Genomic DNA, 13,450 nt, shown 5'->3' with positions numbered 1-13,450 from the left:
CCCCCATCACAGGAGGAACACCATGGGAATCGTCGACAAGGCCAAGAACGCGGCAGAAGACGCCATCGGCAAGGCGAAGGAAGTTGTCGGTGACAAGACCGACAACAAGGACCTCGAGGCCGAGGGCAAGGGCGATCAGGGCAAGGCCGGCGTGAAGAAGGTCGGCGAGAACATCAAGGACACGTTCAAGTAACTCTGTTCTTCTCACGACGTGGGCGGTGCGACCGAGAGGTCGTGCCGCCCACGTTGTCGTTTACGGGCTGTTTGCTCGGATGTGGCATTCCGCAGCGTCAGGCCTGTCGCACAAGCGTTTTCACAGGGGGGCCACAGAAAGTCGTTGCCGGGCAGGCAGTGTGGATATTTGTCCACAAGCCGCTGTGGAGATTGGGGATAACTGTCCCCTGTCACATCGACGAGGTGACCTCGCCCGTCGGCGGAACCAGGAATTCGATGGCGGCAGGCAGCACGTCGACGGTCACCGGGGTGGTTCCCATGAGTTCACCATCCGCCGACGCCGGTGCGGGGTCGGCGGCCTCGATGACGACGTGTCGGCCGCGCATCGTGTGCACCTCCGGTCGCGACACGTGGGTACCGCGGTAGATCGTCGGGAACAGGCGAAGCAGTCGCCGTCGCGGCGCGTACTCCACCAACGTCACGTCGAGCAGCCCGTCGTCGATCAGCGCGTCCGGGCAGATCCGCATCCCCCCGCCGTAGCTCGGGGTGTTGCCCACCGACGCCATCACCAGATCCATCTCCCGGGTCTCGCCGTCGACGGTCACGCGGAAGTGTCGAGGGGCCAGCGCCATGATCTCGGCGATCGCCGCGAGGGCGTAGCGCGACTGCCCGCGCGGGCGGCGCATGGCGACGGCCCGCTCGGTGACCGCGGCGTCGAGGCCGATGGCCGCGACCGTGCCGAACACGAACTCCCCGGCCGTGGTGGTGATCAACCCCAGGTCAACGCGCCGCGAGTGACCTGCGACGACGATGTCGACGGCGGCCTCGGGGTCGTCGGTGGGGATGCCCAGGGCGCGGGCGTGGTCGTTGCCGGTGCCCGCCGGGATCAATCCGACCCGGGTGCTGGTGCCGCGCGCTGCATCGAGAACCGGGCCGATGGTGCCGTCACCGCCGATCACCACGACTGCGTCCGCGTCGGAGCGAACCGCCTCGACGGCGGCGAGCCGGGCGTCGGCGACGTCGAGGCCCATCCGGGTCATGACCTCGACACCACGGCGGCGCAGCGCATCGACGGCGGCGGTCGCGGTGGCGCGTCCCGCCCCGTTGCGCGAGTTCGGGTTGACGAGCGCGATGACCGACCGTACGGGGGTGCTCATGGGATGAGCTTGCCGGGATTGAGGATCCCGGCCGGGTCGAGGGCCTGCTTCACCGCGCGCAGGATCTCGACACCCACCGATCCGATCTCGGCGTCGAGCCGGTCGCGGTGGTCGACACCGATCGCGTGGTGGTGGGTGATGGTGGCCCCGCTCGCGACGATGGCGTCGTTGGCCGCGGACTTGGCCGCCGCCCACTGCTCGATCGGGTCGGACTCGGACGCCATCTTGTAGACGACCGTGAAGTACAGCGACGCCCCGGTGGGATAGGTGTGCGAGATGTGGCAGAGGACCAGGGCCTGCGACCCCGATGCAGCCAGCGCATCGGTGAGTGCGCCGGTCACCGCGGTGCGCAGGTCGGGGATGCGCGCCCAGCTCGTCGCGGTCTCCAACGTCTCGCAGCCGGCGCCCACCGCGAGCAGCGAGTCGCGCAGGTAGGGGGCGGAGAACCGACCGTGTTCCCAGGCGTCGGCCGCGTCGGCTCCCAGGGAGATCCCGCCGGCCGCGGTCAGCAGCTCGGCGGTCAGCTCGCGTCGCGCCGCACACGCGGCCGCGTCACCCTCGAACCGGGTGATGGCCATCGTCCCGCCGGGTGCGCTGCCGTCGGCGATCGCGCCCGGCCTGGCGAGGTTGACGCCGGTCTCGGCCTCGTCGGACAGGCGCAGAACAGTGGGTCCCAGCCCGGGCCCCCGCTGGGCGACCGCGCGCAGGGCCTGCGCCCCGGTGGCGAAGTCGGGGAAGTGCCAGGCCTCGTTGATCGCCGCGGTCGGGGTGCGGTGTACGCGCAGCGCCACCGCGGTCACGATCCCGAGGGTCCCCTCGGACCCGAGGATCAGCTGACGGAGGTCCGGCCCGGCCGCCGACTTCGCGACGGGACCGAGCGTGAGCATCCCGCGCGGTGTGACCGTGGTGAGCCCGACGACCATGTCGTCGAATCGGCCGTAGCCCGCCGAGGCCTGACCCGAGGAGCGCGTCACGGCAAAGCCGCCGATCGTGGCGAACTGGTAGCTCTGTGGGAAGTGGCCGAGCGAGAAGCCTCGCTCGCCGAGCAATTCCTCCGCACGTGGGCCGGTCAGTCCGGCGCCGAGGACCGCGATACCGGACACCTCGTCGAGGTCGAGGAGCTGATCGTGACGCCGCAGGTCCAGGGAGATGATGGCCCGCATTCCCCCGTCGACGGGATCGAGACCGCCGACCACGCTGGTGCCACCGCCGAAAGCGACCACCGCGACGCGCTGCTCGGAGCACCACCGCAGCAGCGCGGCGACCTCGTCGTCGCTGCCGGGCAGGACCACGGCGTCGGGGGCGTCCTGCTCCCGGGCGGTCCGACGGAGCAGATCCGGGGTGCTCTTGCCGCCTGCGCGCAGCAGCCGGTCGGCGTGGGCGTCGGAGACGTGCGGGGTCCCGACGATGGCGCGGAGGTCGTCGAGATCGGCCGGATCGAGACGACCGGGAGACAGCACGACGTCATCGACCGCGACGGCAGGCCGCGGATGACCGGAGACACCCAACGCGCTGCGCAACAGGTCGGTGATGTTCGCCGACAGCGGCGTCGCGGCGTCGGGCGAACCCCACGCGTTCCACTGCATGGGCGGGCGGGGGAAACCGTTGTCGTCGGATCGGGTGGATGCGGTCGGTTGCTCCGACGACGGCGCTGTCATGCGTTACAGTTTTACACAAGATGTCAACCAGTAACGATGTACTCGATGCCGCCCGTACCTGTCTCCTGCGCAGCGACGGTCGCAAGATCACGCTGGCCGAGGTCGCGCGCGAGGCCGGGGTCAGCAGGCCGACGGTCTACCGTCGCTGGCCGGAGGTGTCGTCGGTCATCCGTGACCTGCTGACGCGCGAGATGGCGCAGATCATCGCCGAACACCGCGTCCACATCGACAACGCGGCCCGTGCGGCCGCCGAGGTCCTGACCGCGAACTCGCGGTCAGCGGTCGACGTCCTCGACCGGGGTGCACCCCCCGCCGGACTGCTGCCCGACACCACCCGCCGCGCCGTGCTCGACGCGCTGGTCGACACCACCGTCGGGGTGGCCGTCGCCGTAGGTGAGGACGCCGTCTTCGAGAGCCTCGGTCGGATGCAGCCCGAGGTCATCGCGCCGTACATCTTCACCCGCCTCGGCACCAGCCAGCGCGGTGTCCTCACGGTCCTGACCGACGCGATCGTCGCCGCCCAGTCGTTCGACGCGATCCGGCCCGGGCAGGCCGAGCACCTCGCCGCAATGGTCCTGCTCATCGCGCAGTCGGCCATCCAGTCGCGGGCGATGATGGCCCCGATCCTCGGCGCTGCCTGGCCCGGCGAGCTGCGCATCGCCCTGACCGGATACCTCAGCCCCACCGACCCCGACCACTCCCACTGACGCACGGAGATCTGACATGAGAACTCAATTGCAGTCGTACAGCCCGGATCTGAGCCCCGCGAGGGCCACCGACGACCGCGCGGCGTTGAAGAACCCGCAGACGTCGTGGGACGTCCTGGTCATCGGCGGCGGCATCACCGGGGTCGGGGTGGCACTCGACGCCGCGTCGCGCGGCCTGTCGGTCGCACTGGTGGAATCGCGCGACCTCGCCTTCGGCACCAGTCGCTACAGCAGCAAGCTGGTGCACGGCGGTCTGCGGTACCTCGCCTCCGGACACCTCGGGATCGCGTGGGAGAGCGCGGTCGAACGCCACCACCTGATGACCTCCATCGCCCCGCACCTGGTGTCGCCGATGGCGCAGGTCGTCCCCGCATACGGCGCCCCCGCCGGCGTCGGGCGGTTGGCATCGGTGCGGGCGGCCGCCGACGGTTTCCTCGGATCGGCCATCGTCGGGGCGGGCTTCGCGATCGGCGACCTCCTCCGTCGCGGTGCCCGCACACCGGCCGGCGTTCTCGGCCGGCCCGAGCACGTGTCGTCGGCAGAGGTCATCGCCGCATGCCCGCAGGTCGCACCCGCGGGTCTGCACGGCGGGTGGCGTTCGTTCGACGGACAGCTCATCGACGACGCCCGCCTGGTGGTCGCGGTGGCGCGGACCGCGGCGTCGCACGGCGCGGCGATCTGCACCCGCATCCGAGCCGACGACGTGACCGGCAGCGGTGCGCAGCTCACCGACGTCGACTCCGGCGAGACCTTCCGCGTGCAGGCGCGCACCGTCATCAACGCCACCGGCGTCTGGGCCGGGACCGTCGACGACTCGATCCACATCCGCCCCAGCCGCGGAACCCATCTGGTGTTCGACGCCGCCACGTTCGGCAATCCGACCGCCGCGCTGACCATCCCGGTCCCCGGGCACCGCAGCCGCTTCGTCTTCGCGATGCCCCAGCAACTCGGTCGGGTCTATGTCGGGCTGTCCGACGAGGACGCCCCCGGCCCCATCCCGGACGAACCGGTGCCCTCGGAGAACGAGATCGACTACATCCTCGACACCCTGAACACCGCGCTGGCGACCCCGGTCTCGCGTGCCGACGTGATCGGCACCTACTCGGGCCTGCGCCCGTTGATCGAGGCCGACGGCGACACCGCGGACCTGTCGCGTGAGCACGCCGTCGGGATCAACGCCACCGGCCTGATCAGCGTCGTGGGCGGGAAGCTGACCACCTATCGCAAGATGGCCGCCGACGCGGTCGACGCGGCCGTGACCAAGGGCCGTCTCGACGCGTATCCGTGTGTGACGGAATCGATTCCGGTCATCGGGGCACACGGTCCGCGTGATCCGCGACTGCCCGCATCGCTGCTCGCGCGCTACGGCGGGGAGGCCAGGCGAGTCGTGGACATGGCGACGGTGTCGTCGCCGCTCGCCCCCATCGCCCGCGGCATCGACGTCACCCGCGCGGAGATCGAGTTCGCCATCACCTGCGAGGGAGCGGCCGACGCCGACGACATCCTGCACCGACGCACCCGCATCGGTCTGGTCGAGGCCGACGCCGTCCGCTGCCGACCCGCGATCACCCACATCCTGGACCAGCTCGGCGCCGCCCACAGCGCCTGATCCCGACCGGCCGATCCGGGGAGGGCGCGCGGCCGAGCGGTTTACGCTGGACCGATGACGACGACGTCGGCCTCTGATCCGAACACGATCACGCAGAACACCCCGGACGGTCCCGAGGTCAGCCCGGACGAGCTCGACGAGATCCTTGCGACGACCGAGGAGTTCGTCCGCACCAAGGTGATCCCCCGCGAGCAGGAGATCGCCGACACCGACGAGATCCCGGCCGACCTGCGTCAGGCGGCCAAGGACCTCGGGCTGTTCGGGTTCGCGATCCCACAGGAGTGGGGCGGCCTCGGCCTCGACCTGGCCCAGGAGGTGCGTCTCGCCGAGGTCCTCGGTTACACCAGCCTGGCGTTGCGGTCGATGTTCGGCACCAACAACGGCATCGCCGGTCAGGTGCTCGTGCAGTTCGGCACCGACGAGCAGAAGAAGACGTGGCTCGAGCGCATCGCCTCGGGTGAGGTGGTCGCCTCGTTCGCGCTGACCGAGAGCGGCGCCGGCTCGAACCCGGCCGGTCTGCGCACGAAAGCCGTTGCCGACGGCGATGACTGGATCATCACCGGCGACAAGCGCTACATCACCAACGCCCCGACGGCCGATCTCTTCGTGGTGTTCGCCCGGTACCGTCCGGCCGACGACTCCGGCCCGGGCATCGCGGTGTTCCTGGTCCCGGCCGACGCCGAGGGCGTCACCGTGGGGCCCAAGGACAAGAAGATGGGTCAGGAGGGGTCGTTGACCGCCGAGGTCTACTTCGACTCGGTGCGGGTGTCGGCCGCGGCGCTGGTCGGTGGCGACGCCGACCTCGGCTACCGGGCGGCGATGACGATCCTGGCCCGCGGTCGCATCCACATCGCCGCGGTCTCGGTGGGTCAGGCGCAACGCGCGCTCGACGAATCCGTGGACTCGGCGGCCATCAGCACCCAGGGCGGGAAGCCCGTCGGCGACAACCAGTTGATCCAGGGGCTGATCGCCGACATGGCGACGCAGGTGATGGCCGGTCGGGCGCTGGTCCGAGAGGCCGCCCGTGCCTGGGTCGACGAGACCGACCGTCGGATCTCCCCGTCGGTCGCGAAGCTGTTCTGCACGGAGATGCTCGGCAAGGTCGCCGACTCGGCGGTTCAGGTCCACGGCGGCGCGGGCTACATGCGTGGCGTGGCAGTGGAGCGGATCTACCGGGACGCGCGGTTGCTCCGCCTCTACGAGGGCACCAGCGAGATCCAGCGCCTGATCATCGGCGGTGGGCTGGTCAAACAGGCGAAGAAGCGACTGAGCTGAATCGGGCCGCGCGCGCCGCTCAACTATCCTGAACCGGACATGACGAGACTCCTGGCGTTCGGTACGTTCCTGGCCCTGATCGGCCTGGTGCTGCATCTGCGATACGTGCGGGGGACGCGGATGCCGCGTCCCTACTCCCGTGTCGTCGACGCGATTCTGGTGGTCCTCTGGGTGCTGGCGTTGATCGGCATCGGGTCGGGGGAACTGTTCGACCCGGCGTGGGCGCGCGTACCCGCGTTCGTCGGATTGTCCTGGCTCGCAGTGGTTCTCTACCTCGCTATCGGGACCGCACTGGTCGGTCTGGTGACCCTGGGCATCCGCGTGGTGATGGCGATCCGACACCGCGACTCCACCGGCAGCCGACTGCGCGTGCACCGGTTCGGTTCGGTGTTCGTCGCCGCGGTGTCGGTGGTCGCGGTCGGCTACGGGCTCTTCGAGGCCGCGGGTCCTCGTGTCACCCGGACGACGGTCTCGTTGGACCGGTTGCCCGCGCAATTCGACGGGACCCGGGTGGCGTTGGTCTCCGATCTGCACGTCGGTCCGGCCCGCGGGCGGGGATTCGTGCAGAAGGTGGTCGACGATGTGAACGCGCAGTCCCCCGACCTGGTCATCCTCGACGGTGACCTCATCGACGGGACCGTCGAGTTCGTCGGCTCCGACCTCGAACCGCTGCGCGAACTGTCGGCACCCCTGGGTGTTTTCGCGGTGAGCGGCAACCACGAGTTCTATGCGGGTGACGGCGGCAAGTGGTTGGACCGGTGGGACTCGTTGGGCGTCAGCGTGCTGCGCAACGAACGGGCGGAGGTGACCCGGTCCGGTGCGACGATCGACGTGGCGGGCATCAACGACGCGACCGCGCCGAAGCCCTACGAACCCGACCTGGACTCCGCGCTCGACGGCCGCGACCCGAACCGTTTCGTCCTGCTCCTCGCCCACCAGCCGTTGCAGGCGTTCGAGGCGTCGGATGCCGGCGTCGACCTGCAGGTGTCCGGCCACACCCACGCCGGTCAGATCTGGCCGCTGCGCTACCTGGTCCCGCTGCAGCAACCGACCGTCGAGGGTCTCGACCGGGTCGGGTCGACCACGATCTACACGACCCGCGGTGCCGGTGCGTGGGGGCCGCCGGTCCGGGTCGGCGCGCCACCCGAGATCGCGATGCTCGAGCTCGAATCGGCCTGATCCGACGGAGATCGGCCGCCCACAGTGTCACCTCCGGCACAATGCCGGAGGTGACGTCCAGGACGGACGATCTCAGTGGCGGAGCGGCCTAGTAACCCATCCCGCGCAGCTCGGTGGCGAGCTGGTCGAGGTGATTGCGCCGGAGGTCGAGGTGCGGGCTGATCCGCAGCACCGACTGCTCGGTGTACAGCGGGGCGCGCCACGATTCGGCACAGGTGACCAGGATTCCAATGGAGCGCAACCGATCTCGTGCGGCGACGACGTCTGACGGACCCCACCCCGGCGGCGGGGCGAGGGTGGCGATCGCCGACTGCTCCTCGACCGGCTCCATCAGTTCCCAACTGCCGACGCCGAACAGACGCTCGCGGGTGTACTTGCCGATGGCCGCGAGTTCCCGGTGGATCTTCTCGACACCGAAGCTCTGCAGCTCCTGCACCGCCACACCGAGACCGATGCGCCCGGCGATGAACGCCTCGGAGCTCTCGATCTCCACCGGCCGCAGCGAGTCCGACCGGGTTGCGAGGAAGCCGACCCCGCGAGGCCCGGCGACCCACTTGCGGCTCGTGCCGTAGACCACGTCCGCGCCGGTCACGCAGTTCACCTGTCCGAGCGCTTGCGCGGCGTCGACGACGACCGGGACGCCTGCGGTGTGGGCGAGCTCGACAATCTTGGCGACGGGTTGGACGATCCCGCTGTGCGAACCGATGTGGCAGACGTGGATGAAGTCGGGCTGCTCGAACTGCAGCATGTTCTCCAGCGCGTCGGTGTCCACGCGGCCGTAGCCGTCGGTCGACGGCATCGTGTGCACGGCGTACCCACGGCGCTCGAACTGGTCGAGGTTCGGTCCGTACTCGTTGGGCGCCACCCACACCGTCGCCGAGACCGGCATGTTCCAGTAGGTGAGGAGAGCGCGCAGAGCGGCTAACGCACTCTCGCGGAAGGCGAGTTCGTCGGCGGTGTGTCCGACCAGGGCGGCGATGTCGCGTCGCGTTCGGGCCAGGAGATCGGAGCTCTGCTCCTGGGCGACATAGCCGCCGCGTTCGGACTCCCGCCACAGGTGCGCGGTCACCGCCTCGATGACCTTGTTCGACGACCGCGACGCCGCGGCGGAATCGAGGTGGACGATGCTCGGCTCGACTCGGGCGCGGTGCCAGAGTTCGCCCAGTTCGCTGATGTACATGGGGACCTTTCGCTGACGAACGCGTGTGCCACGCTACGCACCGCGACGACGGGACGGAACTCCACACCGCCGGAGTGCGTCCAAAGCACATGGACTTCCATCTCCTCGTCTTGAGCCCCGCCGAACCGGACATGCCCGGAGATCCCGATGGCGCCGAGACTTTCGACCCCGGGTCCGGGTCGGGCGGGCGATCGTCGATCACCTACGGCTTCGGCACCGGCGTCGGCGAGATGTCGTCGTGGACCTCCGTCGCCGACCACGACCTGTCCGGCGACGGCGTCCCCGATGCCGTCCGACTCGATTTCGACGGCGACGGATCCGCCGACGACGCGATGTGGGACTCCGACGGCGACGGCCGCGCCGACCTCGCGGTCCTCGACACCGACGACGACGGCAGGCCCGACGCCTGTTACTCCGACACCGGGCACGGTCTGTGGGACCACCGGGTGACCGATCCGGCCGCCGCGGTGTCGCACACGGGTCCTGCCCGGGCTCCCGACGTGCAGCCCGGGCGCGGCCCCGACTCGCGCACCGACACAGACACCGGACGGTCCGACCACCGCGACGTCGACGGGAACGGCCGCACGGAGATCGGTCTGGTGTTCACCGGTGCCGATTCGCCGCCGGGACGGATCCTCATCGACCTCGACGGGGACGGCGAGTTCGACGCGGTGCTCGTCGACGACGACGCCGACGGCACTGCCGACCTCTGGGCGACCCGTGGTCAGGTCAGGTTCGAGGAGGATTCTGCGCGGGACTGATCCGCGGCCACGTCGCCGAAACAATCTTTGACGCAGTGACGTTCGGCGGCGAAGGTGCGGCGCTGGGAGTAGATGCTCAGCACCAGGCCCAACGCGGTGAGGTAGATGACCGCACCGGCTATCGGGAGGCCGGGGCTGTGGCCGTTCTCGGCGATGGCGAGCGCGGCGACGGTCACCGCGCCGACGTAGGCGATGTTGAAGATGGCGTCCTGGAAGGAGAACACCTGGCCGCGGACGGCGTCGTCGGTGTCCATCTGCATCGCGGCGTCACCGCAGAGCTTGCACATCTGCCCGATGCACCCGAGGACGACTGCCGCCACGCAGATGACGATGCCGTTGAAGGTCAGCAGGGTGGTCTCCGCGACGATCCCGACGCTCAGCGCGATCAGCAGGGTGTTGCGCCGCCCGGTGCGCGCCACCGACCACGGGGTGAGCAACGCGGCGACGAACATGCCGACGGCGGTCATCGACGCGACCAGTCCGATCCCGGCGAGCCCACCGCCGAGAGCCGAGTGCCGGGTGAGCACCAGCAGCATGAGGGTGTTGAGACCGAACACCACCCTGTGCGCGCCGATCGCGCACAGCGACCCCGACACACCGCGGGCACGGGCGACGGCGCGCCCACCGTGCAGCAGTCCCACCGCGACCGCGCGCATCGCGGGACCGCGAGGGTGTTCGGGAGTGATCGCGGCGCCATCGGTGTCGGGGTGGTCCGGACCGAGCGCGAGATGGGCGAACCCGACCGCGATGCCCGCTCCGATCAGAGCGATCACAACGGCGCCCATCGTCGTCAATGCGCTGCCGACGTTGTCGGAGCCGAAGATCGCGCGGAGACCGAGCGCGATGCCCGCACCCACCGCCAGCGCGCCCGCTCCGATCGTGGTGAAGAAGGCGTTCATCCCGACGAGGATCTCGCGCGGCGCGACGTGCGGCAGTCCCGCCGACAATCCGGACGCGACAAATCTGCTGGCGCCGGTCACGAGCAGCGCGGTGACCAACACGACGGTGTCGGGGGCGCCGGTCGCGATGGACAGCGCCACGATGCTGACGAGAACCGCCCGGGCCACGTTCGCCCAGATCAGCACGGTGCGCCGGTCCCAGTGGTCGAGCAGGGCACCGGCGAACGGTCCGATCACCGAGTACGGCAGCAGCAGGACCGCGAGGCCACCGGCGACGGCGAGCGGGTCGGCGTGGCGCTCCGGATTGAACAGGATGGCTCCGCCCAGCGCGGCCTGGAACACGCCGTCGGTGACCTGACTGGAGAGTCGGATCGCGAGCAGACGCGACAGCCCGGGGCGGTCACGGAACGCTCGCAGGAATGGCACTTGTCCGAGAGTACAAACCCGCGGGGCACCGCGCCTGCACATGAGCTGTGAGATTCCTGCATGAGGCGGCCGAGCACACACGTCGGACGGCCTGTCACCGCGCACCGGGCGTGCCATGATGAACAGGTGGCCAGGCCAGACGATCCCGAGGACTTCTCCTCGGACGACTTCTCCGCCGGGGAAGGCTCCCCGGGTGACGGACCGCGCGGGCGCGGAACGGGTTTCAACCCGACGTGGGACACCGTGGAGGCGGGCCGGATCCGCGCGGGCAGCGTCCTCATCGCCGCCACCACCCTGACCGAACCCACCTTTCGTCGCACCGTCATCTACATCGTCGAGCACAACGACGCGGGCAGCCTGGGTGTCGTGATCAACCGGATGAGCCAGACCGCGGTGCACAACCTCCTTCCCCAGTGGACCGATCTGACCGCGGCCCCGCGTGCGGTGTTCATCGGCGGTCCGGTCAAGCAGGATTCGGCGCTGTGTCTCGGTGTGGTCAAGCCCGGTGTCGACATCGACGCCGTTCCCGGACTCCGACCGGTCGACGGCCGGGTGGTCCTGGTCGATCTCGACGCCGACCCGGAGGATCTCGCGCGGACCCTGGACGGCATCCGCATCTTCGCCGGTTACTCCGGCTGGGGCATCGGGCAGCTCGACGACGAACTGCGTCGCGACTCGTGGTTGGTCGCGTCGGCGTTGCCGCGTGATCTGCTCGCCTCCGCCACCGACGACGTCTTCGCCGACGTCCTGCGTCGCCAGCCGTGGCCACTGCCCCTGCTGGCGACCCACCCCATCGACGTCGAACGCAACTAGAGCGATGCGTGTCCTGATCGTCGGTGCCGGCGCGGTGGGCGGGTTCTTCGGCGCGAGCCTGATCCGGGCCGGCCGTGACGTGACGTTCCTCGTCCGTGCGGCGCGGGCCGAACAGCTCGCCCGGGACGGAGTGGTCGTCCGCGACGCCGGTCAGGAGACGACGACTCCGGTGTCGACGATCACGACGGCACAGATCACCGCGCCGTTCGACCTGGTCATCGCATCGGTGAAGGAACAGGCGCTCGAATCCGCGATCGCCGACGTCGCACCCGCCGTCGGCCCGCAATCGTGCGTGCTGCCGTTGCTCAACGGGATGCGACACCTCGACCGCCTCACCGAGGCCTTCGGGTCGGCGGTACTCGGCGGCGTGGCGGTGGTCGCGAGTCAGCTCGGGGCCGACGGCGCCATCGACCTGCTCGGCCCCGACCGGTTCATGCGCTACGGCGAGCTGTCGGGCGAGATGACCGACCGGATCGCCGACGTCGACCGCACCCTGGCCGGCGCGGGTTTCGACACCGTCTGTTCGGACCGCATCGTCACCGACATGTGGGACAAGTGGATCTTCCTCGCCTCGGCCGCGGCCCTCACCACGATGCTGCGTGCGAACGTCGGCGAGGTGACCGCCACCGAGTTCGGTCCCACGGTCGCGGCCGCCCTCATCGACGAATGTGCTTCGGTGGCAATCGCATCGGGGATCACGGTGGCGCCAGAGGTGGTCGCGGGCGCGCGATCCCGACTCATCGCCGACGGGTCGCCGTTCACCGCCTCGCTGTACCGCGACATGATCGCCGGCCGCGACCTCGAGTCCGACAGCGTCGTCACCGATCTGGTTCGCCGTGCCGACCGGTTGTCGGTGTCGGTGCCGTTGCTCACCGCAGCGTCGGTCACGCTGTCGCTCTACCGACGTCGTCGGTGAGCCGACGTCGACGGACTCAGACGCTGGAGTCCGACGAGACCCCCACCGCGACAGCGATGATCACGACCACGATGTAGAGGACGATCAGCGCCGCGATGATGATCAGCGAGATCACACCGAGGCGCTTGACCGTCGCCGACGCGGCTTCTGCCTCGGCGTAGCGGCCCTGAGCCCAGAGCGGGTACACCGAGAACGCGCGGCTGACCGCGACGAATGCCAACGGCCAGAAGAAGACGATGGCCGCGACCGCCCAGCCGCCGTTGGCCGACGGCGGCGCGGGGGTGAACTGCTGCGGCTGCGCGTATCCGCCGCCGTACTGCGGTTGCGACGCCGGATACGGATTCTGCGCGTAGGGATCCCCGGTGAACGACTCGGTGGCGTAGGGATCGGGCTGCTTCGGGTCGGGCTGGGTCATCGCGTCTCCTCGAAGATGAGAGAGGATCGCGGTCGCGATCGCCTCCGTGTCCTGAGCAGGCTAACCGCAGTCGCCGTCCTCGCGGGTTCGTACGTCCTTGAAATGGAACAACTTCTCGGCGAGCGTCTGTCCGGGGGCCGCCGCGACGGGCCCGCGTGAACGAATGGTCGCGCCGTGCGACCCGGCCTCCGACCAGGTGACCTCCGTGCCTGGATACGACCGCAGATACCGGTTCAGCTCGAACCGGGTCAGCGTCGTGCCCGAGCCCGTCCGGGCGGCCA

The 13,450-nt window shown here is 69.9% G+C and carries 14 protein-coding genes; 8 read left to right on the top strand and 6 right to left on the bottom strand.

Going from position 1 to position 13,450, the window contains the following annotated elements; translation table 11 throughout:
- Window positions 1–22: 22 nt before the first annotated feature.
- Window positions 23–193 carry a CsbD family protein gene (locus JHC79_RS11890; RefSeq protein WP_253661103.1) on the top strand — a complete coding sequence of 57 codons (171 nt, stop codon included), beginning with the start codon at window positions 23–25 and terminating at the stop codon, window positions 191–193.
- Between the two features lie 211 nt (window positions 194–404).
- On the opposite strand, the gene JHC79_RS11885 is transcribed toward JHC79_RS11890, so the two are convergent.
- Together JHC79_RS11885 and JHC79_RS11880 are read right to left on the bottom strand one after the other, a co-directional pair.
- Window positions 405–1,331, bottom strand: a complete 927-nt coding sequence (locus JHC79_RS11885; protein ID WP_296390938.1) for a diacylglycerol kinase — start codon at window positions 1,329–1,331, stop codon at window positions 405–407.
- Window positions 1,328–2,917 carry an FAD-binding oxidoreductase gene (locus JHC79_RS11880; protein WP_296390944.1) on the bottom strand — a complete coding sequence of 530 codons (1,590 nt, stop codon included), beginning with the start codon at window positions 2,915–2,917 and terminating at the stop codon, window positions 1,328–1,330. The genes JHC79_RS11885 and JHC79_RS11880 overlap by 4 nt, the downstream gene beginning before the upstream one ends.
- A 92-nt stretch (window positions 2,918–3,009) precedes the next feature.
- Here JHC79_RS11880 and JHC79_RS11875 point away from each other — a divergent pair, with 92 nt between their 5' ends.
- From JHC79_RS11875 to JHC79_RS11860, 4 genes are read left to right on the top strand one after another with little or no spacing between them, the layout of a single operon-like run.
- Window positions 3,010–3,696 (top strand): TetR/AcrR family transcriptional regulator, encoded by a 687-nt coding sequence (locus JHC79_RS11875; RefSeq protein WP_296390936.1) that lies wholly within the window; start codon window positions 3,010–3,012, stop codon window positions 3,694–3,696.
- 16 nt (window positions 3,697–3,712) lie between these two features.
- A complete protein-coding gene (locus JHC79_RS11870; protein ID WP_296390934.1) occupies window positions 3,713–5,305 on the top strand; it encodes a glycerol-3-phosphate dehydrogenase/oxidase in 1,593 nt (530 codons plus the stop codon).
- Between the two features lie 54 nt (window positions 5,306–5,359).
- The gene (locus tag JHC79_RS11865; protein ID WP_296390931.1) at window positions 5,360–6,580 is read left to right on the top strand and encodes an acyl-CoA dehydrogenase family protein; all 1,221 of its coding nucleotides are present in this window, start codon (window positions 5,360–5,362) and stop codon (window positions 6,578–6,580) included.
- A gap of 39 nt (window positions 6,581–6,619) precedes the next feature.
- Window positions 6,620–7,759: a metallophosphoesterase gene (locus JHC79_RS11860; protein WP_296390929.1), complete on the top strand. Its 1,140-nt coding sequence runs from the start codon at window positions 6,620–6,622 to the stop codon at window positions 7,757–7,759.
- Between the two features lie 88 nt (window positions 7,760–7,847).
- Here JHC79_RS11860 and JHC79_RS11855 read toward each other — a convergent pair whose 3' ends face one another.
- Window positions 7,848–8,939: an aminotransferase class V-fold PLP-dependent enzyme gene (locus JHC79_RS11855; RefSeq protein ID WP_296390927.1), complete on the bottom strand. Its 1,092-nt coding sequence runs from the start codon at window positions 8,937–8,939 to the stop codon at window positions 7,848–7,850.
- Window positions 8,940–9,013: 74 nt separating this feature from the next.
- On the opposite strand from JHC79_RS11855, the gene JHC79_RS11850 reads away from it, so the two are divergent.
- Window positions 9,014–9,700, top strand: coding sequence for a hypothetical protein (locus JHC79_RS11850; protein WP_296390925.1), 687 nt, complete (start codon window positions 9,014–9,016; stop codon window positions 9,698–9,700).
- Here JHC79_RS11850 and JHC79_RS11845 read toward each other — a convergent pair.
- A complete protein-coding gene (locus JHC79_RS11845) occupies window positions 9,664–11,025 on the bottom strand; it encodes an MFS transporter (RefSeq protein ID WP_296390923.1) in 1,362 nt (453 codons plus the stop codon). The genes JHC79_RS11850 and JHC79_RS11845 overlap by 37 nt on opposite strands.
- Window positions 11,026–11,268: 243 nt before the next feature.
- Between JHC79_RS11845 and JHC79_RS11840 the strand changes: the two genes are divergently transcribed.
- Complete coding sequence (locus tag JHC79_RS11840) at window positions 11,269–11,838, top strand: YqgE/AlgH family protein (protein ID WP_296390942.1); 570 nt, start codon at window positions 11,269–11,271, stop codon at window positions 11,836–11,838.
- A gap of 4 nt (window positions 11,839–11,842) precedes the next feature.
- Entirely contained in the window at window positions 11,843–12,754 is a 912-nt protein-coding gene (locus tag JHC79_RS11835) for a 2-dehydropantoate 2-reductase (protein ID WP_296390922.1), read from the top strand.
- Between the two features lie 16 nt (window positions 12,755–12,770).
- Here the strand turns inward: JHC79_RS11835 and JHC79_RS11830 are convergent, their stop codons facing one another.
- Window positions 12,771–13,169 (bottom strand): CD225/dispanin family protein, encoded by a 399-nt coding sequence (locus tag JHC79_RS11830; protein ID WP_296390920.1) that lies wholly within the window; start codon window positions 13,167–13,169, stop codon window positions 12,771–12,773.
- A gap of 60 nt (window positions 13,170–13,229) precedes the next feature.
- Window positions 13,230–13,450 (bottom strand): hypothetical protein (locus tag JHC79_RS11825; RefSeq protein ID WP_296390917.1); only part of this gene is annotated, 221 nt, incomplete at its 5' end.

It is taken from the genome of Williamsia sp., assembly GCF_016462415.1.
Lineage (GTDB): Bacteria > Actinomycetota > Actinomycetes > Mycobacteriales > Mycobacteriaceae > Williamsia_A.
This window is presented reverse-complemented; position numbering and strand designations above follow the sequence as displayed.